General features: G+C 65.3%; 18 protein-coding genes. 4 read left to right on the forward strand and 14 right to left on the reverse strand.

Annotated elements, in window-relative coordinates; genetic code table 11:
* Window positions 1-6: 6 nt before the first annotated feature.
* The gene (locus tag MO486_RS02715; protein WP_242904348.1) at window positions 7-1,320 is read left to right on the forward strand and encodes a M48 family metalloprotease; all 1,314 of its coding nucleotides are present in this window, start codon (window positions 7-9) and stop codon (window positions 1,318-1,320) included.
* Window positions 1,321-1,369: 49 nt separating this feature from the next.
* On the opposite strand, the gene MO486_RS02720 is transcribed toward MO486_RS02715, so the two are convergent.
* Both MO486_RS02720 and pmbA read right to left on the reverse strand, forming a co-directional pair.
* Window positions 1,370-1,765, reverse strand: a complete 396-nt coding sequence (locus MO486_RS02720) for a DUF4870 domain-containing protein (protein WP_242904350.1) — start codon at window positions 1,763-1,765, stop codon at window positions 1,370-1,372.
* 77 nt (window positions 1,766-1,842) lie between these two features.
* Window positions 1,843-3,210 carry a metalloprotease PmbA gene (gene pmbA / locus MO486_RS02725; RefSeq protein WP_242904352.1) on the reverse strand — a complete coding sequence of 456 codons (1,368 nt, stop codon included), beginning with the start codon at window positions 3,208-3,210 and terminating at the stop codon, window positions 1,843-1,845.
* A gap of 42 nt (window positions 3,211-3,252) precedes the next feature.
* Here pmbA and yjgA point away from each other — a divergent pair, with 42 nt between their 5' ends.
* Complete coding sequence (gene yjgA, locus MO486_RS02730) at window positions 3,253-3,807, forward strand: ribosome biogenesis factor YjgA (RefSeq protein ID WP_242904354.1); 555 nt, start codon at window positions 3,253-3,255, stop codon at window positions 3,805-3,807.
* A gap of 1 nt (window position 3,808) precedes the next feature.
* On the opposite strand, the gene tldD is transcribed toward yjgA, so the two are convergent.
* From tldD to MO486_RS02750, 4 genes are all read right to left on the reverse strand, one after another.
* On the reverse strand, window positions 3,809-5,254 hold the full coding sequence (gene tldD / locus MO486_RS02735; RefSeq protein WP_242904356.1) for a metalloprotease TldD: 1,446 nt from the start codon (window positions 5,252-5,254) through the stop codon (window positions 3,809-3,811).
* A gap of 70 nt (window positions 5,255-5,324) precedes the next feature.
* Window positions 5,325-9,140, reverse strand: a complete 3,816-nt coding sequence (locus MO486_RS02740; RefSeq protein WP_242904358.1) for a YhdP family protein — start codon at window positions 9,138-9,140, stop codon at window positions 5,325-5,327.
* 18 nt (window positions 9,141-9,158) lie between these two features.
* Entirely contained in the window at window positions 9,159-10,643 is a 1,485-nt protein-coding gene (gene rng / locus MO486_RS02745; protein WP_242904360.1) for a ribonuclease G, read from the reverse strand.
* Window positions 10,640-11,209: a Maf family nucleotide pyrophosphatase gene (locus tag MO486_RS02750; RefSeq protein ID WP_242904362.1), complete on the reverse strand. Its 570-nt coding sequence runs from the start codon at window positions 11,207-11,209 to the stop codon at window positions 10,640-10,642. Before MO486_RS02750 ends, rng begins: the two co-directional genes overlap by 4 nt.
* A gap of 133 nt (window positions 11,210-11,342) precedes the next feature.
* Here MO486_RS02750 and MO486_RS02755 point away from each other — a divergent pair, with 133 nt between their 5' ends.
* Entirely contained in the window at window positions 11,343-12,083 is a 741-nt protein-coding gene (locus tag MO486_RS02755; protein WP_242904363.1) for an SIMPL domain-containing protein, read from the forward strand.
* A 261-nt stretch (window positions 12,084-12,344) separates the two neighbouring features.
* Complete coding sequence (locus tag MO486_RS02760; RefSeq protein ID WP_242904365.1) at window positions 12,345-13,022, forward strand: energy transducer TonB; 678 nt, start codon at window positions 12,345-12,347, stop codon at window positions 13,020-13,022.
* Window positions 13,023-13,079: 57 nt separating this feature from the next.
* Here MO486_RS02760 and MO486_RS02765 read toward each other — a convergent pair whose 3' ends face one another.
* The 8 genes from MO486_RS02765 to leuS form a co-directional block, all read right to left on the reverse strand.
* A complete protein-coding gene (locus MO486_RS02765) occupies window positions 13,080-15,683 on the reverse strand; it encodes a S8 family peptidase (RefSeq protein WP_242904367.1) in 2,604 nt (867 codons plus the stop codon).
* A gap of 185 nt (window positions 15,684-15,868) precedes the next feature.
* Entirely contained in the window at window positions 15,869-16,453 is a 585-nt protein-coding gene (locus tag MO486_RS02770; RefSeq protein ID WP_242904369.1) for a urate hydroxylase PuuD, read from the reverse strand.
* A gap of 110 nt (window positions 16,454-16,563) precedes the next feature.
* Window positions 16,564-17,034 carry a 23S rRNA (pseudouridine(1915)-N(3))-methyltransferase RlmH gene (gene rlmH, locus MO486_RS02775; RefSeq protein WP_242904371.1) on the reverse strand — a complete coding sequence of 157 codons (471 nt, stop codon included), beginning with the start codon at window positions 17,032-17,034 and terminating at the stop codon, window positions 16,564-16,566.
* Window positions 17,035-17,058: 24 nt separating this feature from the next.
* Window positions 17,059-17,478: a ribosome silencing factor gene (gene rsfS, locus MO486_RS02780; RefSeq protein ID WP_242904373.1), complete on the reverse strand. Its 420-nt coding sequence runs from the start codon at window positions 17,476-17,478 to the stop codon at window positions 17,059-17,061.
* Window positions 17,479-17,508: 30 nt separating this feature from the next.
* Entirely contained in the window at window positions 17,509-18,189 is a 681-nt protein-coding gene (gene nadD, locus MO486_RS02785; RefSeq protein WP_242904375.1) for a nicotinate-nucleotide adenylyltransferase, read from the reverse strand.
* 5 nt (window positions 18,190-18,194) lie between these two features.
* Window positions 18,195-19,226, reverse strand: a complete 1,032-nt coding sequence (holA, locus tag MO486_RS02790; RefSeq protein WP_242904377.1) for a DNA polymerase III subunit delta — start codon at window positions 19,224-19,226, stop codon at window positions 18,195-18,197.
* A gap of 1 nt (window position 19,227) precedes the next feature.
* Window positions 19,228-19,785, reverse strand: coding sequence for an LPS assembly lipoprotein LptE (gene lptE / locus MO486_RS02795; protein WP_242904379.1), 558 nt, complete (start codon window positions 19,783-19,785; stop codon window positions 19,228-19,230).
* Between the two features lie 37 nt (window positions 19,786-19,822).
* Entirely contained in the window at window positions 19,823-22,588 is a 2,766-nt protein-coding gene (gene leuS, locus MO486_RS02800) for a leucine--tRNA ligase (RefSeq protein WP_242904381.1), read from the reverse strand.

Here is a 22,588-nt window from a genome sequence, read left to right on the forward strand (position 1 = left end):
AATCCGATGCGCGTGATCGTCTTGCTGCTGCTGGGCGCCGCCGCCGCGACGATGGCGGGCAACGCGGGCCTGTCCGCAGTTGTGCAGAAGCCCTCGGTCGAAGTGCACAGCCAGCCCGATTTCGCCGCGCCGACGGTCGTGACGCTCAACCGCAACGCTCCAGTGCAGATCGCGGCGCAACAGGGGCTCTGGTACAAGCTGGCGCTGCCTGGCGGTGGTGTCGGCTACGTCCGCGTCAACGACGTGCGCGTCGCGCATTCCACTGCCGCGGCGTCGGGTGACACTGCGCGCGTGCTGTTCACCGGCAAGGCCGGCAAGGGTCGCATCACTGAAACCGCCGGCGTACGCGGCATCGACGAAAGCGACCTGCGCAGCGCGGCGTTCGATGCCGGGCAACTGGCGAAGATGGAAATGTACCGGGCCACGCCGAAAGCCGCCGCGGCACAGGCACGTATCAACGGCTGGCTGGCCACCGGCGTCGCCTTCGCCGGCGAAGGGCGGCCTTCAACTGTCCAGGTCAAACAGGCCGATGCCCAGCGCACGTCTTCAGCTGGACGCGGCATCCTGCGCTCGCTCGGGCGCGGCGCGTTGGCCTCGGTGCTCGGGGTCTCGGAAAAGGCGATTCCAAAGGCCGAACAGGAGCTGGCCGAAGAGGAGCTGGCGCTGGGACCGGAGATCGCCGGACGCGTACTCGGCGCACGACCGCTGTGGAACGACGATGCCGCGCAACGCCGCATCAACCTGATCGGGCGCTGGATGGCCTCGCAGACCACGCGGCCGGAACTGCCGTGGACGTTCGGCGTGGTCGACACGCCCGAGATCAATGCCTTCGCCGCGCCCGGCGGTTACGTGCTGGTCACGCGCGGGCTATACGAACTGGTCGACAGCGACGCCGAACTCGCCGGCGTGCTGGGTCACGAGATCAACCACATCGTGCAGCGCGATCACTATGCAGTGATCCGCAAGCAGGGATTGGCCGCTGCTGGCGGGGATGTGGCGATGGGACAGGTGAACGCCGGCAGCAGCATCGGCGGCAGTCTCGCTAAAAGTTACGTCAGCAAGCACGGCGCCGCGATCATGCTGACCGGACTGGATCGCAATGCGGAATACCGCTCCGACGAAGCCGCGCAGATCTACCTCGCGCGCTCCGGCATGAACCCGTTGGCGCTGTACTCGATCCTGCAGAAGATGGCAGCGCTGGGTGGCGCGACTTCTGGCCTGGCCCAGTTGTACAAGACGCACCCGCCGCTGGACGAACGACTGGACCGGATCGACAGCCGCGGCCATGGCGGGTTGGAGCCCTACACCCTGCGTGATTGAACGATGCAGCGGGCGGCCTTCGCTGGCCGCCCGCGCACCTTCGACTGAATCAGCGGAACAAACGCAGCGTGATCGGATAGTGGTACGTCTGTCCGTCGTAGGCGCGGAACGCAGCCTTCAACGTGCAGAAAAGCCAGATCACCGCGATCGCCAAACCCAGCGGCGCAGCGAAGATCACGCCGATGCCCAGCGTGATGACGACGAATACCACCAGTACGACCGCGTAGATGAACATGCTGAGGTTGAAGTTCAGCGCTTCCTTGGCGTGCTCGGCGGCGAACGGCGAGTCGTCACGCTTGATCATCCACACCGCCAATGCACCGATTGCACCGGCGATGCCAGCGGCCCAGCTCGTCACCAGCGCGAGGATCAGCGCGAGCAGGTGTGCCCCGGCGGCCCACTGGCGTTCGTTCAAGGTCGGGGATGCGGTTTCAACGTTGTCCATGGTCGACTCCCGCCGGAAACACTCCGGTGTAAGCGAATGATGGGGCTTGCGCGCGGCGACGCAAGTAAACCTTAGACCTACTCGCCAGCAACGGTCATCCGCCCGACCAGGATCGAACCAGTGCGAATGTGCGAGCGGGCATCGATATCGCTGCCGACGGCATCGATCGCCCGGAACATCGACTTGAGGTTGCCGGCGATGGTGATGCCGTCGACCGCGTACGAAATCGCACCGTTCTCGACCCAGAAACCGGCGGCACCGCGCGAGTAATCTCCGGTGACCGGATTGACGCCCTGCCCCATCAGCTCGGTGACCAGCAGACCCGTACCCATGCCGCGCAGCAATTCGTCAAAGCCGCCGGCGTTCGCCACGATCTGCAGGTTGTGCACGCCGCCGGCATTGGCGGTGGTCTGCAGGCCGAGCTTGCGTGCCGAATAACTACCCAGGACGTAGCGCTGCAGCACCCCGCCCTGCACCAGCGGCGATTCGCGCGTGGCCACGCCCTCGGCATCGAAGGATGCGGAGCGGAAGCCGCGCAGCAGGAATGGCTGTTCGTCGATCGCGAACCACGCCGGGAACAGCGGCGTGCCGACGCTGTCCAGCAGGAAGCTGGCCTTGCGATACAACGCCCCGCCGGATACGGCACCGAGCAGATGCCCGATCAGCGAGCGTGCGACTTCGGCGGCGAACAGCACTTTCACCTCGCCAGTGGGCAACGAACGCGGCTGCAAACGCGAAGCTGCACGCTCGGCGGCACGCCGACCTACTGCAGTCGCGGCCTCGAGGTCATCGGCGGCGACGGCGGCGGTGTACCAGCCATCGCGCTGCATCGCCTCGCCACGACCGGCGATCAGCGCGCAACCGAGACTGTGCTGGGTACTGCGCTCGCCGCCGACAAAACCGTGCGAATTCGCGTACACGCTCAGCGAATCGCTGCTGCCGACCGAAGCACCGTCGGAATTCTCGATGCGTGGATCGGCGTCGCGGCCGGCTTGTTCGCAGGCCAGCGCCAGTTCGATCGCGCGGTCGGCGTCCAGCGCCCACGGATGCCAGACGTCGAATTCGCGCAACGCCTTCGCCATCAACTCCGCGTCGGCAAGCCCGGCGGCCGGGTCGCTTTCGGTATGGCGGGCGATCGCGCAGGCCTGTTCGACGGTGGCGTCGAGACTGCGGTCATGCAGGTCGGCGGTGCTGGCGCTGCCCTTGCGCTGGCCGAAGTACACGGTGACGGCGATGCCGCGGTCGCGGGTGGACTCCACCGTCTCCACCGCGCCCATGCGCACGTTGACGTTGAGGCCGTGCTCCTCCGAGCACGACACCTCGGCTTGGGTCGCACCACGAGCACGGCAGCGGTCCAGCAGTTGCTGTGCGGTCCCGGCCAGGCGCTCGAGGCGGGCCCGGCTGTCATCGGTGCCGTTGTCGTGTGAGGGGGCAAGTTCGTTCAATGTCTTATCCTTGGCACCAGAAGATTACGAGGTGCGTGAGCGATGCGCGGCATAGATCCCGAAACCGGCGAATACCTGGCCCCCAGCCGCAGCGAACAACGGCGCGCGGCCCTGGAAGTGCTCGATCTCGGCGCGCAACTGGTCGCGCTGAGCGCGGCGCAGCTGGCGAAGCTGCCGATCCCCGAGGACCTGATGCCGCATATCCTCGAAACCCAGCGCATCACCTCGCATGTCGCGCACAAGCGCCAGCTGGCGTTCCTGGCCAAGCAGATGCGGCGGCAGGACGATGAAACCCTGGAAGCGATCCGCGATGCGCTCGACGTCGGCGGCGAAGCGGCGCGGCGCGAGGCCGCGGAGCTGCACCGCGTCGAAGCCTGGCGCCAGCGCCTGCTCGATGACGGCGACGCCGCGCTGGCCGAACTGCTGACCGAACATCCGGATGCCGATCGTCAACGCCTGCGCCAGCTGGTGCGCAATGCGATCGAAGAACGCAACCGCAACAAGCCGCCGCATGCGTTCCGCGAATTGTTCCGTGAGCTGCGCGAATTGCTGGTGCAATCCGGCGACGACGAAGGCGAGGAAGAAGCCCACGATTGATTCAACCGGCCTGCGTGCCGCCGACCGTCAGCTGGTCGATCAGCAGCGACGGCTGCCCGACACCCACCGGTACGCTTTGCCCGTCCTTGCCGCAGACGCCGACGCCTTCGTCGAGGGCGAGGTCGTTGCCGATCATCTTCACCCGTTGCATCGTCTCCGGGCCGTTGCCGATCAGCGTCGCGCCCTTCACCGGCGCGGTGATCCTGCCGTCCTCGATCAGGTAGGCCTCGGTCGCCGAGAACACGTATTTTCCGCTGGTGATGTCGACCTGGCCGCCGCCGAAATTCACCGCGTACAAGCCCTTCTTCACCGAACGGATCATCTCTTCCGGATCGTGCGAACCGGCGAGCATGTAGGTGTTGGTCATGCGCGGCATCGGCAGATGCGCGAATGATTCACGGCGACCGTTGCCGGTGGGTTTCATGCCCATCAGGCGTGCATTGAGCGTGTCCTGCATGTAGCCGACGAGGACGCCATCCTCGATCAGTGTGTTGCACTGGCTCGGCGTGCCTTCGTCATCGATGTTGAGCGAGCCACGCCGTCCCGGCAGCGTGCCGTCGTCGACGATGGTGACGCCCGGTGCAGCGACCCGCTGGCCCATGCGTCCGGCGTAAGTGCTGGTGCCCTTGCGGTTGAAGTCTCCTTCGAGGCCGTGGCCCACCGCTTCGTGCAACAACACACCGGGCCAGCCGCTGCCGAGCACCACCGGCATCACGCCGGCGGGGGCGTCGACCGCTTCGAGATTCACCAGCGCCTGCCGCAAGGCTTCACGCGCCCAGGCTTCGGGTTTTCCGCCGGAGAGCAGGTCCGTATACGAATAGCGTCCGCCACCACCGGCGTAGCCACTTTCGCGGCGACCGTTCTGTTCGACGATCACTTGCACGTTCAAACGCACAAGCGGCCGCACGTCGGCAGCGAGCACACCGTCGCTGCGAGCGACCAGGATCGTGTCGACGCCACCAGCCAGGCTCACCATCACCTGTTGCACGCGCGGATCGGCGGCGCGCAGCAGTTTGTCGATCCCACGCAAGGCTTCGACCTTGGCTTCGTTGCCGAGTGCATCGATCGGATCCTGCGCTGCATACAAGGCGCGGCCGGTGCCCGGCACCAGCGCACGTGCGCTATGTGCGGCACCGTCGCGGGCGATGGCACGTGCGGATTTTGCGGCGCTCAGCAATGCGCTGGCATCGATCTCGTCGGAATAGGCGAAGCCGGTTTTTTCGCCGGAGATCGCGCGCACACCGACGCCCTGTTCGATCGAATGCGCGCCGTCCTTGACGATGCCGTCCTCCACCGTCCAGCTCTCGCGGCGCGCGTGCTGGAAATACAGATCGCCAAAATCCACGCCCGGCCCGAGCAGCGTGCCGAATGCGCGCTCCAGGCCACCGGCATCGAGCCCGGCGGGAAGCAGTAGTTGGGTTTCGGCGAGCTGGATGGGAAGGGTCATGAAAATCCAGGAATCTGGGGATGGAGAATCGTCATACCTGACGAAGGAGATGGCGGCACTCGCCGCTGAATCAACCCGGCGGATCGCCTTGCGCGGCGCTCACGCGCGACTGCTCGCGCTTGATCACTTCGACCTTGGGATCTTTCCACGGTCCGGTCACGCGATAGGTCTTGGCAGCCATCTGGCCCAGCGGCTTGTTGAGCATCGCATTCGCCGCGGCACCGATCGCCGCCCCGACGGGCCCACCGGCAATCGCGCCTGCCACGGTCAGCAGGTTGCCGGCCTTGGGCCGCACTTCGATGGTCTGGTCGAAGGTCTGCGCGCGCAGGTCGGCGGCGCCACGGATGCGGATCAGCGCGGCCGGGCCGTCGATCTTCAGGTCGTCGCTGCGCGCGCTGCCCTGGTCGACGCGCACATGGCCATCGATGCGATTGAAGGCGAAACCTTTCGAGAACAGATCGCGGAAGTCGAGCATCATCCGTCGCGGCAACTGCGCAATACTGAGCAAGCCCAACACGCGACCGGCACCTGGCTCGACTTCCAGCAGGCGACCATTTTGCGCGTCCAGCGCGAGGTTGCCGTCGAGGGCCTGCAGCTTGAAGGCCTTGGGCGTGCCGGGCCAATTGGCAGTGAATTTTGCGGTGCCATCGCCACCACCGAGCTGGCCGCCGAAGCCGAACCCCGTGAGCAGCGCGCCGAAGTCGTCGCTGTCGATCGCGAGATCCAGCCGCGTCCGCGCCGCCGCGCCGCGACCAAGCCAGTCGCCGCTGAGATTGATGCGTTGCTTCGGCGCGCGCGTCTGGAGTTGTTCCAGTCGCATGCCGGCCGCCACCGGGCGCGTGCGCACGCTAGCGCTGCCGAGTTGCGCGTCGTTGAAGCGCAGGTCGCCGATCTCGAATGTCAGAGGCGGAATCTTCGCCGGATCGAACTCCGTTCCACTATCCGTTGCGGCGGCACTCGCGGCATTGCCCGCGCTGCGCCAGTACAAGCGATCGAAGCGGCCGGCGATGGCCGCATTCTCTGCCTCCGGCACCAGCAGGGCGCCGGCAAGCGCTTGCCCCGCGACTGTCACCGCACTGCCACCTTCGTTGGCTGGCACGACTTGCAGCCGCGTATTCGGAAAACTGCCGCCGAGCAGCAACAGGCGTTCGGCATTGACGTCGATCCGCCGCAGCGGCACGCCTTCACCCCTCTCGCCGCCCTTGGCCACTGCGATCCAGTCGATGGCGTCGAGCGTGACCGCACGGCCGGTCGCGATCAGCCCGGACGCAGGCGGCGCCTCATCGACCTTGTCGCTGCCGAGCACGATGCGCACACCGGTCTGCTGGTTGGCGCTGCGCGCGCGCAGCGCGACCAGGTTGCCGAGAGCAACCTTGATCTCGCCGCTGCCCATCGGGAGCGGCGTGTCCACCGTCGCGGCGAGCGGTGTGTCCGCGGCTTTGCGCAGCGGCGCTGGCAACGTAAGTGCGGTGCCGACCAGGTTCGAGCGCAACTGCAGCTGGGTCGACGCGGCTTGGCCTCGCGCCGATTTTGGAATCGCGATGCCGACCGTCCACGCCGACCTTCCTTCCAGGTACGGCTTGAGCCAGGCGACATCGGGCGCGCGATCGATGAGTTCGTCGGCGATCAAGCTCGCTTCGAGTCCTGCCTCGAACACGTTGCCGCGCGCGCGCACATAGTCGTCACCGGCGCGCAGCGACAGCTTGCCAGGTTCGCCATCGTGGCGGACAGCCAGGTCGTCGGCCTTGAAACCTGCGCGGGAATAAACTGCCTTGCCATTCACCTGGTCGAACTTGAGTTTCCAGCGCGCATCCGCGAGCTGCGCGTTCTTCAGGGTGACCGTGCCACCGAGTGCAAGCTTGCCGCCCTTGCCCATTGGCAACGCAAGATCGAAGTCGACGTCGGCCGGGCCACTGGCGGTGATGTTGGCGAAGGTTTCGGCGTGTTCTTTTTGCAGCGGACTTTGCTTCAATGTGGCGAGCAACGACGCGGCATCGCCCGCAGCCTGCGCCTGCACCACCAGCTTGCCGCCGCTGTAGTGATCGATGCCGGCGTGCAACTGCCGGATACCGGTACCGCCGAGCCGAGCCTTGCCGTCGACGGTGAAGCCGTCGGCGATGAAACTCGCATCCGCCTCCACGCCTTCGACAGCGGGCCAGTCGGGTTGGAACTTCAAGGTCGCGTTGGCGATGCGGGCATCCGCGCGGAAGAGACCGTTGCGATCGCGGAACGGCCAGTGATCGAGGTCGCCGGAAACGATCGCGCGTCCGCTCTGCAACTCTCCGCTGACCAGCGCCGTGTCGAGCCAGCGAATGGCAGGCGGCGGCATGTTTTCGCGCAACCAGAAACCCTTGGCGACTGGTAGCGCGGTGGTATCGAGTTCGGTGGCGATGTCGATCCACGGCCGCGTGCCGTCGCCCTGCCACCACAGGCCACCACGGGCGTTGGCACCGAAACCGTCGCCATCGATGCGCAGTGCGGCGGTACCGACACGCCAGCCTTGGCCTTCGCGCCAGCCATCGACTTCGCCGCGCAGTTTCATCGTGTGCACAACGCCGAAACCACGCGGCCAATCGAAGCGCACCGTCGCGGCCGGATCGAACCGCAACGCGAAACCATCCGTATCGCCATCGAGTTCGCCACCCAGTCCTTGTACGCCAGGCGACTTTCCGACCGGCAGGAAGCCGAGTCCGGCGATATGCGCGCGCGCATGCAGCGCTCCGTCGCGCACACCTGCGACCTCGACCCGTTCGAGCGTCGCCTGGGGTTTCGCACTGAGCAACCACCGTCGCAGGCCCGGCGCCATGCGATCGCTGAGCGCCGCGACTTCAAGCAACGGGCCGACGTCCACGCGTTCGGCGAGTAGCGCGTAACGCCTGCCGCCGGCCAACACCAGACCGTCAAGGCGTTGTTCGCGCCGGCCGCTGCCTATGCGCAGCGTCGGCGCATCGAAACGCCAGCCACCGACGACCGCCTGCCAACGCGCGCGTGCTTCGACCCGATCGAATCCACTGTCAGGCGTGGTGGCGACACCATTCGCATCGCGCAACTGCGCACCACGCAGGCGGACGCCGGTGAGTGCGGCATCAACGGTAACGGCAGCGATGCGGTGCGCGCGCAACTCGCCCCAGGCCTCGGCACGGCCGCGGCCAGCCAGCGCCTGCACGCCGGCGAGATGCAGCAACGGCGCCCACACGGCGAGATCGGCTTCCTTGGCGCCGGCATAGGCGCGGCCATCGCCGCGCTTGCGATCGAAATCAAGCACGGCGTGCAGCGGCGCTACGCCAGGCCGTATCCATGCACGCAAGCCGGCGAGGACGCGATCGCCATGTACTTGCAGGCGAAGGTCGATTTTCGGCAACTGCGCATCGATTCCCAACGATGGCGCGAGCACGTGCAACTTGCCGCCGATCACTTGCAGTTCACCGAGTCCTTCGAGGGCGCCGAACGGGTCTCCACCGGGTTTCTCCTGCCCAGGCAGGCCGCGCACGCTCCAGCGGCCATCGTCGGCACGTTCGAGCGCCAGATCGAGGCCACGCAGGCGCAATTCGGTAAACGATCGCCCTGGCAGCAGTCCGGCATATTGCGACACCAGCATTTCCGCATCGCCGATCACGAGTGTCTGCGCGCCGGTGCCGACGCGCAGTCCTTCGAGGCGCAGCAGAGGACCGCGCCGGGTCCATTCGGTGTCGACCGCATCGAACGTGACCGGGCGGCCAACGCGGTCGCTAAGCCAGGCAGCGATGCGGTCCGGGTGCCGTTCGGCCAATGGCAACAACTGGCTGGCGACGCCGACGACCACAGCCACCACGACCAACGTGATCGCGACGAAATACCACGACCAACGGCGCGCGTGCCGCAACCGACGGCGCAGCGGCGTCGTCACCGCCGCGCTCCGCGATGGTCAAAGCAGCACAACATCGAACTGCTCCTGTAAATACTGCTCGTCGGCCTGGAAACGGATCGACTTGCCGAGGAATTCCTCCAGCTCCGCCACCGCCGCTGACTCCTCGTCGGTAATGCGCGCAACCACTTTCGGCGAGGCGATCACCAACAGGCGTGCCGCCTCGAACTGGCGCACCGCGCGGGTGATCTCGCGGAAGATTTCGTAGGTTACGGTCTCGCTGGTCTTCAACGTGCCCCGCCCGCCGCACTCGTGACAGGGCTCGCACAGCTGGCGCTCCAGCGATTCAACCGTGCGCTTGCGCGTCATCTCGACCAGGCCCAGCGGCGAGAAGTCGTAGACCGTGGTCTTGGCATGGTCCTTCACCAGCGACTTTTCCAGCGTGCGCAGGACCTGGCGGCGGTGCTCGGCATCCACCATGTCGATGAAGTCGATGATGATGATGCCGCCGAGGTTGCGCAGGCGCAGTTGCCGCGCGACCGCCTGCGCCGCTTCGAGGTTGGTGCGGTACACCGTTTCCTCGAGGTTGCGCTGGCCGAGGAAGGAACCGGTGTTGACGTCGACCGTGGTCATCGCCTCGGTCTGGTCGATGACCAGGTAGCCACCGGATTTCAGCGGCACTTCTTTCTCCAGCGCGTGCTGGATTTCGTCCTCGACCCCATACAAGTCGAAGATTGGTCGCGCGCCACTGTAGTGCTCGATCTTCTCGGCGAGGCCCGGCATGTACTGCGCGGCGAAGGTGCGCAGCTTGTCGCAAGTCTCGCGCGAATCGACCTTGACTTTCTCCACGTCGCGGCGGATCAGGTCGCGCACGGCGCGCAGCGGCAGGTTGAGGTCCTCGTACACGCAGGCACCGAGCTTGGTGGTCTGCACCTGGCTCTCGACCAGCGCCCAGGCGCGGCTGAGGTAGGCGATATCCTCGGCGAGCGCCTCGGCCGGTTGGCCTTCGGCATTGGTACGGACGATGTATCCCTGTTCGCTGCTGCCGGCGAACTCGGTCACGATCGACTTCAGGCGCGCGCGTTCGACTTCGTCCTCGATCCGCGACGACACGCCGATCACCCGCGACTGCGGCAACAGGACGAGGTAACGCGATGGGATGCTGAGCTGGGTGGTGAGGCGTGCGCCTTTGCCGCCGATGGGATCCTTCACCACTTGCACGATGATGTCTTGGCCTTCGCGTACCAGTTCCAGGATCGGCTTGGACACGGCAGGGGGCAGCGCCGCTTCTTCGCCATCGGCGCTCGGCACCGGCGCCGGCCTGACGATGTCGTTGGCGTGCAGGAAGGCGGCGCGTTCGAGGCCGACCTCGACGAACGCGGCCTGCATGCCCGGCATCACCCGCTGCACCTTACCCTTGTAGATGTTGCCGACCACGCCACGACGCCAGCCGCGCTCGATGTGCAGTTCCTGCAGCATGCCGTTTTCGACCACGGCGACGCGGGTCTCACGCGGGGTGACGTTGACCAGGATCTCCTCGGTCACGGCATCGCTCCGAATTTCCGCAGCAACTGCGTGGTCTCGTACAGCGGCAGGCCCATGACGCCGGAAAAGCTGCCGGACAAGTGCGAGATGAAAGTTTGCGCGCGCCCCTGGATTGCGTAGGCACCTGCCTTGCCTTCCCAGTCGCCGGTTGCCAAGTAGCTATCGATGTCAGGTTCGCTCAGTTCAGCAAAGGTCACATCCGACACCGAGACGGCCTGCGCCTCGCGCGCTGCCGACACCAGCGATACCGCCGAGATCACCAGATGCGTGCGGCCGGACAAGCGACGCAACATTCCCGCCGCGTCGACAGCATCGCGCGGCTTCCCAAAGACTTCGTCGTCGAGCACCACTTCGGTATCGGCGCCCAGCACCAGCGCATTCGGGACGGCCATGACCTGCAGCAGGCCGGCGCCCGCCTTCTCGCGCGCCGCCCGGCGCACGTATTCTTCGGCGGGTTCGCCAGGCCCGCGGTGTTCGGGCACGTCGAGGTCGAGGACACCGAACTCCAGCCCAAGACGGGCCAGCAATTCGGATCGGCGGGGGGATTTCGAAGCTAGATGGAGCATCGCGGGAGTCTAACCCGCAGCCATGAATACGAACCCGCGCGTGGTCGCCTTAACCCCGTTGCGGCTCACCCACCGTTCACCCCATCGCAACACTGCCCCCACCACCCTTGCCGCCATTCCCCGGGAGACCACCATGCCCCACCCCTTGCGTCCGCTGCTGCTAGCCACTGCCCTCGCCTTCGGAGCCACGATGACTGCCGCCTGTGCCCAGACCGCCACTGCCCCCGGCTATGCCGTTCCCATCGATGGCACGCTGTTGTCGGTATCGGCCCAGGCCGAAGCCAAGCGCGTACCCGACGTTGCCACGATCTCCGCCGGCGTGGTGACCCAGGCCGCCGACGCCAACGCCGCGATGCGTGCCAATGCCGAGCAGATGAGCAAGGTGGTCGCCGCGATCAACGCCGCTGGTATCGCCGAACGCGACGTACAGACCAGCGGCATCAGCGTGCAGCCGCAATACCGCTACGCCGAGAACCAGCCGCCCGCGATCACTGGCTATCAAGCCAGCAATACCGTGAACCTCAAGGTTCGCGACATCGCCAAGCTCGGCAAGATCCTCGACACGCTGGTGGCGCAGGGTGCGAACCAGGTCAACGGACCCAGCTTCGAAGTCGACAAGCCCGACGAGGGCTACGACGAAGCGCGCCTCGCCGCCTTGAAGAAAGCCGAAGCCCGCGCCGAGACCTATGCCAAGGCCCTGGGCCTGCGCGTGCGCCGGATCGTCAGCATTTCCGAAGGGGGCGGGTTCCAGCCGCCGATCCCGATGATGCGGATGCAGGCCATGGATGCGATGGGGGCGAAAGAGACCTCGGTGTCCCCGGGCGAGAACACGCTGTCAGCGAGCATCGACGTGGTGTTCGAACTCGGCAAGTAACACGACGACCTGCGATTTTGTACGGTCATCGACAGGGCCCGCTTCGGCGGGCCTTTTTGCCAACGCCGTTCGTCCGTTCTTTTGTGCCAACCGTCCGCGTGGGCTTGTCGAACTTCGAAAAGCAGGGCAGCGTGGAATCGCAAATGGGAATCGTTCTTAGGAACCCCTGAAAGCCGCGCGGCAGCGGATGCAAGCGACACGTAACCCCGCATGCGCCGTCCGCGCGTTGTTCCTTCGCAGGCAACAACCACGGAGGTCGTCATGGTGCATACGCTCGCTCACTCCCCACGTCAGCAGGCCGGGTATCTGAAGGAACGCCCGAACGCCGCGCGCATCGCCGCCATGAGCGGCGCGATCGCGGTCAATGCCATTGCCCTACTGTTGTTGCTGATGCCGATGTCGGCGCCGCCGCCGGTGGCGGTGATAGATGTCGTTGAACCGACCTGGATACGTCCAGAGAAGAAACCCGAGATCATTCCGGTCGCCCCCGTGACACCAACACCGCCGCAAACGCAGCAGAATCCGATCCGCACCCAGCCGCAGACGAACGTGGCGCCGGTGACCGAGGAGGTCGTGGTCGATCAGGGAAACGAGTTTGTCATCCCGAACCCCGATCCAATCACCGATTCGATCGCTGTAGAACCTTCAAGCGGCCCGATTGTCGCGGTGCGCCTCGAATACGCCGACGCCCCGCCTCCGACCTACCCGCGTGATGCGTTACGCACGCGCGCCGAAGGGATGGTGATGCTGCAGGTGCTGGTCGATGTCGACGGCCGTCCGCTCGACGTGCAGGTCCAGTCCAGCAGCGGCAATCACTCGCTCGACGATACCGCGCGCAAGCATGTGCTCAAGCGCTGGCGCTTCAAACCGGCGATGCGTGACGGCGTCGCAATACAGGCTTACGGGTTGGTGCCGGTTGCGTTCAAGCTACAGAATTGATTCCCAACACCTGCGAAACATGGCGGCGGAGGCGACCCCTCCGCCGCTTTTCTTTGATCACGTCCGCGCCAACATCTGCACCAGGTTCGGCAACCCCGCGCCTTGCGCGTAGCGATCGCGGCCGAGATCGGTGCAGTTCTCGATCAGGATCTTCTTGACCCGGTCTGGATAGCCGATGAATTCGCGGCGCAACGACAGGAACGCGGCGAGGATGCCGGAGACATGTGGCGTCGCCATGCTGGTGCCTGATTCTGCGACGTAGAGGTCTTCCGCGGCCATCGGGTCGCCTTTCTTCTTCAGCTTCAGGCGCGCTTCGAAATCCGCACGCGCCGAGAAGATCTTTTCGCCCGGCGCCACCAGGTCCGGCTTGTTGCGGCCGTCCGCGGTCGGACCGCGCGAGGAGAAATAGCTCACGCCGTATGTGTGCGGATTGAGGCGGTGCACCGATCCGACCGCGATCGCTTCCTCCAGGTTCGCCGGGTCCCCGATCGACAGATCGAGGTTGGCCTGCCACGGGCCGTCATCCAGCGTCTGCAGTACCGCAAAGCCTTCGTTGCCGGCAGCCAGCGTGATCAGCACGCCCTGCCGCCACAGCCGCCGCAACTCGACGCACAACGGCGTGTGGCCGCAACCGAACACGCTGGGGTCGAAGTTGCCGCCGAGGCTGAGGTTCACGCCGTGGATGCGCAGCCCGCTCGCCTGCTCGTTGATGCTGGCGATCTTGTCCAGCGCCATCAGAATCCAGGCATCGTCGCCCTGGCCGCGGTCATCCAGCACCTTGAACGAATGCAGCTTCGCCTTCGGCGCCATGCCGGAGAAACGCATCTTTTCGTGATCGTCTTCGAGCGGTTCGAAGTATTCGCCGGCGATGATGCCGGCGACATGGGTGCCGTGGCCGAAACGATCGATCATCTCCTCCGCCCCGACCGGCCAGACAGGCTCGTCGCCTGACCAGTCGACGAAACCACCGCTGGGCTCGCTCACGGCCGTACTGCTACGAGCCATGGGATTGGTGCAATCCCACAAGCTGACGATGTTCTTGTGCGTGCCGAAATGTGGATGACGGTGATGGATGCCGGTGTCGAGCACGGCCCATTCGATATTGTGCCCATGCGCGCCGTAAGCCTGGTGCGCGGGTGTCGCCTGCACCATCTGCGCCGAGCGCGAGATCAGCGCGCGTTTCTTCGCGTTCTGCCACACGCGCTGCACCTGCAGGTTCTCGAATTCCGTGCGCAGCACTTCGATCTCCGCGCGTCGCAGCCGCGCAGAGACGAAACGCGCGTGGTGCATGATCGCCAGCGCCTCGGGATTGCCGTCCACGGCAAGCTGGCGCAGGCGCTCATCGATACGGCGACGACCTTCGGCAACCGTCAGCCGGGTCTTATCGACCTTGTCGGTGACTTCGATCAACACCGGATGGCGATAGCTGTCCGGCTCGGTTTCAAAACGCTCGACCAGATCGGATGTCACCACTTGGCGACCGAGACTGCGCGCGAATTCCCGGCCGACCGTCGCGTACACCTGTTGCTGCACGGCCTTGGTCGACAGATAGCCCATCGAGGAATGCGCGCTTTCGCGGAACAACGGATTGGCGTCGCGCTCTTCGCGCGGAATGATGTAATTGGCGAATGCGGCTTTCGGGTGCAGTGCGATGTCGTCGCCGAGGTTGCGATCGAAAGCCACCACGTCGCCGACGGCGGCGACATTCAACCAACGGCTGACGCAGGGCGGGAACGGCAACTGCTGCTTGCCCGTCCACTTCTTGAATACGCTGCGCACCGGCGGCAAGCCCAGCGGCGAACCGAGGGTGACGAACAACTGCACGTCGATGTCGGCCTTGCTCAGCTGGCGCAGCACGTCGTAGGCGATCATCGTGCCCTGGCTGTGCGCCACCACCACGAACGGCCCGCCGCCCGTCTGCAATCGCGACAGGAACACGTCCTCCATCTGCTTGCGGTGTTTTGGGTCGAACAGGAAATCCTGCACATCGGGCAGTGCGACGCCGGTGACCAGGTCGGTCAGCTGGCGCAGCAGGAAATCGCCGATGCCTTTGCTGCGCAGGCCGTAGGTGCCTTTGCGATCGCCACTGGTGCCCGCCGCAGCTTCGCGTTTGGCACGTTCGATCATTTCGAGGCCGAGTTCGCGGAGGAAATCCTGCTCGGCGGCATCCTGCGTGATCGCCTGCACTGCAATCTCGAGTTCCACTTCCGGCTGCGGCTCACCTACCGCCAGTACGCTGCGCACCCGGGTCGATTCCTGCGGATCGTGGCAGGCGCATTTCGGATCGATGCAGTCGCATACTTCCGGTTGCGGGTAGCGCGCGCGATTGACCCAGTACGCCATCCGCGTGCGTTCACCCATGTCCTTACCGAACAAGGCGCGGTCCCAGCGCACCACCAGAACCTGCTCCGCGGCATGGTTGCCGATGCCGTGAATGTAGACCGCGGTCTGCGACTTGGCGAGGCCGCCAGTCAACGCGTTCTTGACCACCTTGGCGCGGTCGTACAACGGCTGGAAAACGATCTTGTTGGGCGGACCGAAGTCGGGCTCGCGTGGTGCGTGCTTGCGAGCTGTCGGCTTGCCCTTCGCTTTCGGCTTCGGTTTTGGCGGGGCAGCCCTGCTTGCACGCTTCGTACGCTGACGCTTGGGTTCGCTGCGCATGACTGCACCTCCTGTGTCATCACGGCCAACGGCCATCCGGTCCGGATCAGGCCAAGAGCAGCACCCTACTGAATTTTTGTGAACACAGCGTCACCGATGGCGAGCGCTGTCCCTGAAACCAGAAACGGCAAGCCCGCCGAGAGGCGGGCCTGCATGCTGCGAATTGCGATTCGTTGATCGACCCGTCAGAGGCCGCCGTTCTGCTGCGCCACCATGAAGTAGAGCATCGGGATGGAAAGCATGGTGTTGAAGCGCGAGGTCAGCATCGCGAGGCGCGCGGCCTTGGCTTTGGCATCGGCTTCCACCTGGACGATGCCCAGCGCCTTCTTCTGGTTCGGCCAGATGATGAACCAGACATTGAATGCCATGAGCAGCGCCATCCACATGCCGATACCAATTGCCTTGACGGGATCCTGGATGCTCAGTGCCGGCACGAGATAGCCCGACATGCTGGCGAGGACGATGCCGGTCACCACCGTCGCGAGCGCCGCCCAGCGGAACCAGAACAGCGCCGCCGGCGCGATCACCTTGCTGACCGCCGGCTTGTGCTCGTCCGGGATCTTGGGCATCGAGGGGATCTGCACGAAATTGAAGTACCACAACAGGCCGATCCACAACACGCCGGACAGCACGTGCAACCAGCGCGCGAAGAACAGCCAGTAGAACTGCTCGCCCATCTTGCCGAAGGTGCCGGCGATGCCGAGGATGATGAAAAGAATGACGAGGCCGGCGACGATCGTGCGGCCCAGCGATTGGAAAATTGCGCCCATAGAAATCCCCTTCCCAGTGATTGCGGTCCAGACCTGGGCGAGTCTGGCCCGAAAAGGGAAAGGAGGCAATTGACGCACCGCACGATCCGAACGGTCAGTAGCCGCCCGCCTCAAGCCCGGTGATAGGGATGGTTCGCCAGCAGCGCCGCAGCGCGGTAAAGCTGCTCGGCGACCACCATGCGCACCAGCATGTGCGGCAGGGTCAACGGGCCGAGCGACCAGGTTTCGTCGGCGCGTGCGATGACTTCGGGTGCATGGCCTTCGGGACCGCCGATCAGGAAAGCCAGTTCACGGCCCTGCCCGCGCCAATGCTCGAGTCGTTGCGCGAGTTGTTCAGACGTCCATGACTTGCCACGACCATCGAGCGCGATCACCTGCGGTGCCTTTGGCAATGCGCCGAGCACGCGCTGGCCTTCCTCATGCATCGCACGCACGGGATCGCGGCCCTTGCCGCGCAGGCCGGGTTCGATTTCGATCAATTCCAGTGGCAACCAGTGCGACAGGCGTTTCTGGTATTCGCCGAAACCCTCGGCGACCCAGCGTGGAGCGTGTTCGCCGACGGCAATGAGCTTGGCTTTCATCCCGATGGCACCGACGCCAGCGCTTTACAGCCGGCGTTCGGCGTCGGTTTCACTTTCGTACTCGGGCGGCTGGTCGCCCACGGTCCACAACCGCTCCAGCGCGTAGAACTCGCGCACGCGTGGCAGCATCACGTGGACGACGACGTCGCCAAGATCGACCAGCACCCATTCCGCTTCGCGCTCGCCTTCGACGCCGAGCGGTTGCACGTCGAGCTTCTTGGCATGGCGCACGACTTCATCGGCAATCGACTTGACGTGGCGGGTGGAGGTGCCTGACGCGATCACCAGGTAGTCGGTGACGCTGCTCTTCCCACGCACGTCGATCTGCGCGACATCCTTGGCTTTGAGTTCTTCGACCGCGGCGTGCACTGTCTTCAGCAGGACGTCGATGGGCGGCGGCGGGTTTGGCAGGCGGGTCTTGATGACTTGCGCGGCGGTGGTCAAGGGCTGTCGGCTCTCTGGGTTCGCTGAGGATTATAACGGAGGGGCGTGAACGCCCCGGTCGCGGTATAGGCCGCGGCGGTCGATGTAGTCGGCGACCGCGGGTGGCACCCAGTCCCGCCACGGTTCACCCGCACGGATGCGGCGGCGCAGCTCGGTGGAGGATTCCTGCCGCTGTTCGACCAGCGGGAACACCGCGAATCCGCCCGCCGCGGCGCCATGCAACTGCGATGCGCGACACTGGCGCGGGGTGATTTCGGCGTAGACCGCGGGTGCCCTGCGCTCAATCGAATCGCCGTCGGTCAACGAACCAGGCCGCTGCACGGCGAGGATATGCGCGTAGTCGAATAATTGGCGCCAGTGTTTCCAGGTGTCGAGTTCGAGCAACGAATCGCTGCCGATCATCCACGCGATCGGCGCATCCGGGCCAAGTTCGGCGCGTAATTCGTGCAAGGTGTCGATCGTGTAGGACGGGCCATCGCGGTCCAGTTCCCGGCGATCCACGTGCAGACCGGATTCCTCGTCGACTGCGAGTTCCAGCATCGCCGCACGCTGTTTGGCATCGGCGTGGGTCGGACCCTTGTGCGGCGGATCGGCTGCGGGCAACAAATGGACCTGTGTGGCCAGCGCATCGCGCACGGCGCGTGCGATGGCGAGATGTCCGTTGTGCACCGGGTCGAACGTACCGCCATAGCACACGAAGAGTCTTGGCATGGCGCTCACGAAGCGAGCAGACGCAGCGCTTTCGGTTCGGCGACCGCGAGCAGTAGACGCTCCAGCGCCAGCCACGCATCGCCGGGTGCGCGGCCCTTGGCAATGCGGTCGACCTTGCCCGCTTCGCTGACGAAACGTTCCCAACGTGGCGCGGCATGGCGTTGCAGGGCGCGGCGGAACACCGCCTGTTTCGATTCCCAGACCCGTTGCGCCTTGAATTCGTTGGCGAGGTTGCCACCGCGCGCCTGTACCCGCGCAAGTGCGGCGGCACGCTGCAACTCCATCACCACCATGCCGAGCAGTGCCGGCACCGCTTCACCCTCGGCGCGCAGGCCGGCGAGCATGCGCGAGACCTGTGCGCCCTGCCCGTTCATCGCCGCATCGACCAGACGGAACACGTCGAAGCGCGCCGCATCGGCTACGAGCGAATCCATGCGCGAGGCGTCGATGGTTTCCCCATCGCAGAGCAGGACGAGTTTGTCGACCTCCTGCGCCGCGGCGAGCAGGTTGCCCTCGATCCGATCGGCAAGACGCTGCACCGCCTCGCGTTCGGCGCGCAACCCCTTACTGTGCAAACGTCGCTCGATCCAGTCCGGCAAATCGTGCGGCTTGATCGCCCATGCAATCACGACATGGCCGACGCGCGCGACCGCGTCGCTCCATTTGCCAGCGTGTTGCTTGCTCCACTCGCCGCCAGTGATCAACAGGGTGACGTCAGGTGGTGGATCGGCGCAGAAACCGACGATGGCTTCGCTGCCGTCCTTGCCCGGCTTGGCTGTAGGCAGGCGCAGTTCGACCAATCGACGGCTGGCGAACAAGCTCGGTGCGCGGAACGTGGCTTCTAGCGTGTCCCAGTCGAAATCGCGGCTGTCCGCGTCAAATACCTCGCGCTCCGCAATGCCCTGCGCACGTGCCGCGGCACGCACTGCATCGGCGGCCTCAAGCACCAGCAGCGGCTCGGGACCTGCAATCAGGTAAACAGACCGCAGCGGCTCGCCCGCGAGCTGCGTGGCCAGCCGTGCAGGGGTGAGTTCCATTTCAGGGTGCGGGGGTCGCCGACACGCGCGAGGCGGCGTCGATGCGACGCAGGATCGCCGCGCTCATTTCGCGCCGCAACTCGCGCGTGAGGATTTCGCGTTCGCTTTCGGAGCCGGTCAGGTCAGTCGGCGAGGCGACGTAATCGCGCGCGAGTTCCACCGCCTGTCTCGGCATCACAAACGAGCCATCGGCCCTGCGCAGCGCGAAGATCACCGCGTAGCGCAGGCTGAATTCCTGGGCGCGACCGAACTCGTCGATGCTGATCGCCGTATTGCCCCAGCGCTCCGACTGCACTTCCAGCGTTGCGGTGTTCGCGGCGTTGGCATCGCTGGCTGGTGTGGCACCAGCACGTCCGAGCGCCTCCGCCAGCGATTCCGCCAGCGGGCTGTAGGGATCGTTCGATACCACCCGCACCGGGCCGAGCTCGGCCGGCAAGGCCAGCGCGTTACGCAGGTGGAAACCACAGGCCGAGAGGGTCAAGGCCAGCAATGCTGCAACCAGGATTCGGATCATGCCGGTTTGAATCACGCTGGTTTGAATCGTGCTGATCTGGGTCATGCGGCCAGTCTGGACGAGGTCGCGGCGCGCGGCAAGGTCATGCGGCGACGATGTTCACGATCTTGCCCGGCACCACGATCACCTTCTTCACGCTCAGGTTGGCCAGGAAGTGGGCAACGTTGGATTCAGCCAACGCCGCGGCCTCGACCTGTTCGCGCGACGCATCCGGCGCAACCTCGATCGTGCCTCGCAGCTTGCCATTCACCTGCACCGCCAGGGTCAACGCCTCGCGCACCATCGCAGCGGGATCGGGACGCGGGAACGGCTGGTCTTCCAGCAAGGTCTCGCTATGTCCCAATGCCTGCCAAAGCGCGTGGCAGACGTGTGGTGTCACCGGGTTCAACAGCAGCACCATCGCCTGCAAGGCTTCGTGCCTCACGGCGCGGCCCTGATCGCTCATGTCGCCGAACTTCGACACGTGGTTGAGCAGTTCCATCAACGCCGCGATCGCGGTGTTGAAGCTGTGGCGACGACTGTAATCGTCGCCGACCTTCTGGATGGTCTCGTGCAACTGCCGGCGCAGTGTTTTCTGCGCGGCGTTGAGCGCCACAGGATCGACTTCGGGATGATCGGGCTGCGCCACATGCGCCTGCAGTTCGCGCCAGAAGCGGCGCAGGAAGCGCGCCATGCCTTCGACGCCGGCCTCGTTCCACTCCAGCGACTGTTCCGGCGGTGCGGCGAACATCGAGAACAGGCGCACGGTATCGGCACCGAACTTGTCGACCATCGCCTGCGGATCGACGCCGTTGTTCTTCGACTTCGCCATCTTCTCGGTGCCGCCGATCTTCACCGGCTGGCCATCGCTCTTGAGCCGCGCACCGACCACATGGCCGCGTGCATCGCGTTCGATCTCGACGTCGGCGGGATTGATCCAGTCCTTGGAACCGTCGGCGACGTCGCGATAGAAGGTCTCGGCGATCACCATGCCCTGGCACAGCAGGTTGATCGCCGGCTCGTCGCTATGCACGAGGCCTTCGTCGCGCAGCAGCTTGTGATAGAAGCGGAAATACAGCAGATGCAGGATTGCGTGCTCGATGCCGCCGATGTACTGGTCGACCGGCAGCCAGTGGTTGGCGCGCGCATCGACCATGTCGCTCGCGCCCGGCGAGGTGTAACGCGCGTAGTACCAGCTCGACTCCATGAAGGTGTCGAAGGTGTCGGTCTCGCGCTCTGCAGCACCACCGCACGAGGGACAGGTGGTCTTGCGCCATTCCGGGTCGGCCTTGATCGGCGACTGCACGCTGCCGGCTTTCGAAAACGCGTCAGCAACGTCTTCTGGCAACACCACGGGCAACTGGTCTTCCGGCACTGGGACCGCGCCGCACTTGCCGCAATAAATCACCGGGATCGGGCAACCCCAATAGCGCTGGCGGCTGACGCCCCAGTCACGCAGACGGAAGTTCACACGACGCGTGCCGCGGCCTTCGCGTTCGAAGCGCTCGGCGAGGGCATCGAGCGCGCCCTGGTAATCGAGGCCATCGAATTCACCCGAGTTCACCAGCCAACCGCGCTCGGTATAAGCACCTGCTTCGGCAATCTGGTTCTGGAACTCTTCGACCACCTGCACTGCCGCGGCGGTGTCGTAGACATCGATCGCACCGGACTTGCCGAGCGCGCTCTGCATCGGATCGTCATGCGCGGTGACATGCTTTTCGATCTCCGCGATCGCATCGCCCACGTCCACCGGCACGATCACCATCTTGATCGGGAGGCCGTATTGCTTGGCGAACTCCCAATCGCGCTGGTCGTGGCCCGGCACCGCCATCACCGCGCCGGTGCCGTAGCCCATCAGCACGAAGTTGGCGACATAGACGGGCAGGTGCTCGCCGGTGATCGGATGGATCGCGCGCAAGCCGGTATCCATGCCGCGCTTGGCCTGGGTTTCCAGTTCCGCTTCCGACACGCCCCCCTTCTTGAGATCCGCGATGAAGGCGGCGAGGTGCGGACTGTGTTCGGCGGCCTTGTGCGCCAACGGATGCTCTGCGGCGATGCTGACGAAGGTCACGCCCATCAGCGTGTCCGGACGCGTGGTGAACACACTGAGGCGATCGCTGCTGTCGGCGATGTCGAAAGCGAATTCGAGGCCCTCGCTGCGCCCGATCCAGTTGCGCTGCATGGTCTTGACCGATTCCGGCCAGCCCGGCAAACGGTCGAGGCCATCGAGCAGTTCCTGCGCGTAATCGGTGATCTTCAGGAACCACTGCGGGATCTCGCGCTTCTCCACCACCGCACCGGAGCGCCAGCCGCGGCCGTCGATCACCTGCTCGTTGGCGAGCACGGTCTGGTCGACGGGATCCCAGTTCACCACCGAATTCTTGCGGTAGACCAGCCCCTTCTTCAGCAATCGCACGAACATGCGCTGTTCGTGCACGTAATACTCGGGCCGGCACGTCGCGAACTCGCGCGACCAGTCGATCGCGTAGCCGAGCGACTTGAGTTGCTCGCGCATGTGGTCGATGTTGGCGTAGGTCCACTTCGCTGGCGCGGTCTTGTTCTTGATCGCCGCGTTCTCGGCAGGCAGGCCGAAGGCGTCCCAGCCCATCGGCTGCAGTACGTTCTTGCCGGTCATGCGCTGGTAGCGGCTGATCACATCGCCGATCGTGTAGTTGCGCACATGGCCCATATGCAGCGCGCCCGACGGGTACGGCAGCATCGACAGGCAGTAGAACTTCGGTTTGCCCACGCCGTTGTCAGGCTGATCCTCGCGCACCTCGAACGCACGGGTCCCGGCCCAGAACTGCTGGGCGGTGGCTTCAAGGGTCTTGGGGTCGTAGACCCCCTTTTCTGCGGTTTCGACGGACAC

This window comes from Lysobacter sp. CFH 32150 (assembly GCF_022758295.1).
In the GTDB taxonomy this organism is placed as follows: domain Bacteria; phylum Pseudomonadota; class Gammaproteobacteria; order Xanthomonadales; family Xanthomonadaceae; genus CFH-32150.

Excerpts from the sequence above, each read along its gene's own strand:
- MO486_RS02715 (WP_242904348.1), top strand. The coding sequence starts at position 7 with ATGCGCGTGATCGTCTTGCTGCTGCTGGGCGCCGCCGCCGCGACGATG.
- rlmH (WP_242904371.1), bottom strand. The coding sequence starts at position 17,034 with ATGAAAGCCAAGCTCATTGCCGTCGGCGAACACGCTCCACGCTGGGTC.
- MO486_RS02770 (WP_242904369.1), bottom strand. The coding sequence starts at position 16,453 with ATGGGCGCAATTTTCCAATCGCTGGGCCGCACGATCGTCGCCGGCCTC.
- tldD (WP_242904356.1), bottom strand. The coding sequence starts at position 5,254 with ATGACCCTTCCCATCCAGCTCGCCGAAACCCAACTACTGCTTCCCGCC.
- MO486_RS02760 (WP_242904365.1), top strand. The coding sequence starts at position 12,345 with ATGGTGCATACGCTCGCTCACTCCCCACGTCAGCAGGCCGGGTATCTG.
- MO486_RS02720 (WP_242904350.1), bottom strand. The coding sequence starts at position 1,765 with ATGGACAACGTTGAAACCGCATCCCCGACCTTGAACGAACGCCAGTGG.
- lptE (WP_242904379.1), bottom strand. The coding sequence starts at position 19,785 with ATGACCCAGATCAGCACGATTCAAACCAGCGTGATTCAAACCGGCATG.
- MO486_RS02765 (WP_242904367.1), bottom strand. The coding sequence starts at position 15,683 with ATGCGCAGCGAACCCAAGCGTCAGCGTACGAAGCGTGCAAGCAGGGCT.
- MO486_RS02755 (WP_242904363.1), top strand. The coding sequence starts at position 11,343 with ATGCCCCACCCCTTGCGTCCGCTGCTGCTAGCCACTGCCCTCGCCTTC.
- yjgA (WP_242904354.1), top strand. The coding sequence starts at position 3,253 with ATGCGCGGCATAGATCCCGAAACCGGCGAATACCTGGCCCCCAGCCGC.
- MO486_RS02750 (WP_242904362.1), bottom strand. The coding sequence starts at position 11,209 with ATGCTCCATCTAGCTTCGAAATCCCCCCGCCGATCCGAATTGCTGGCC.
- holA (WP_242904377.1), bottom strand. The coding sequence starts at position 19,226 with ATGGAACTCACCCCTGCACGGCTGGCCACGCAGCTCGCGGGCGAGCCG.
- nadD (WP_242904375.1), bottom strand. The coding sequence starts at position 18,189 with ATGCCAAGACTCTTCGTGTGCTATGGCGGTACGTTCGACCCGGTGCAC.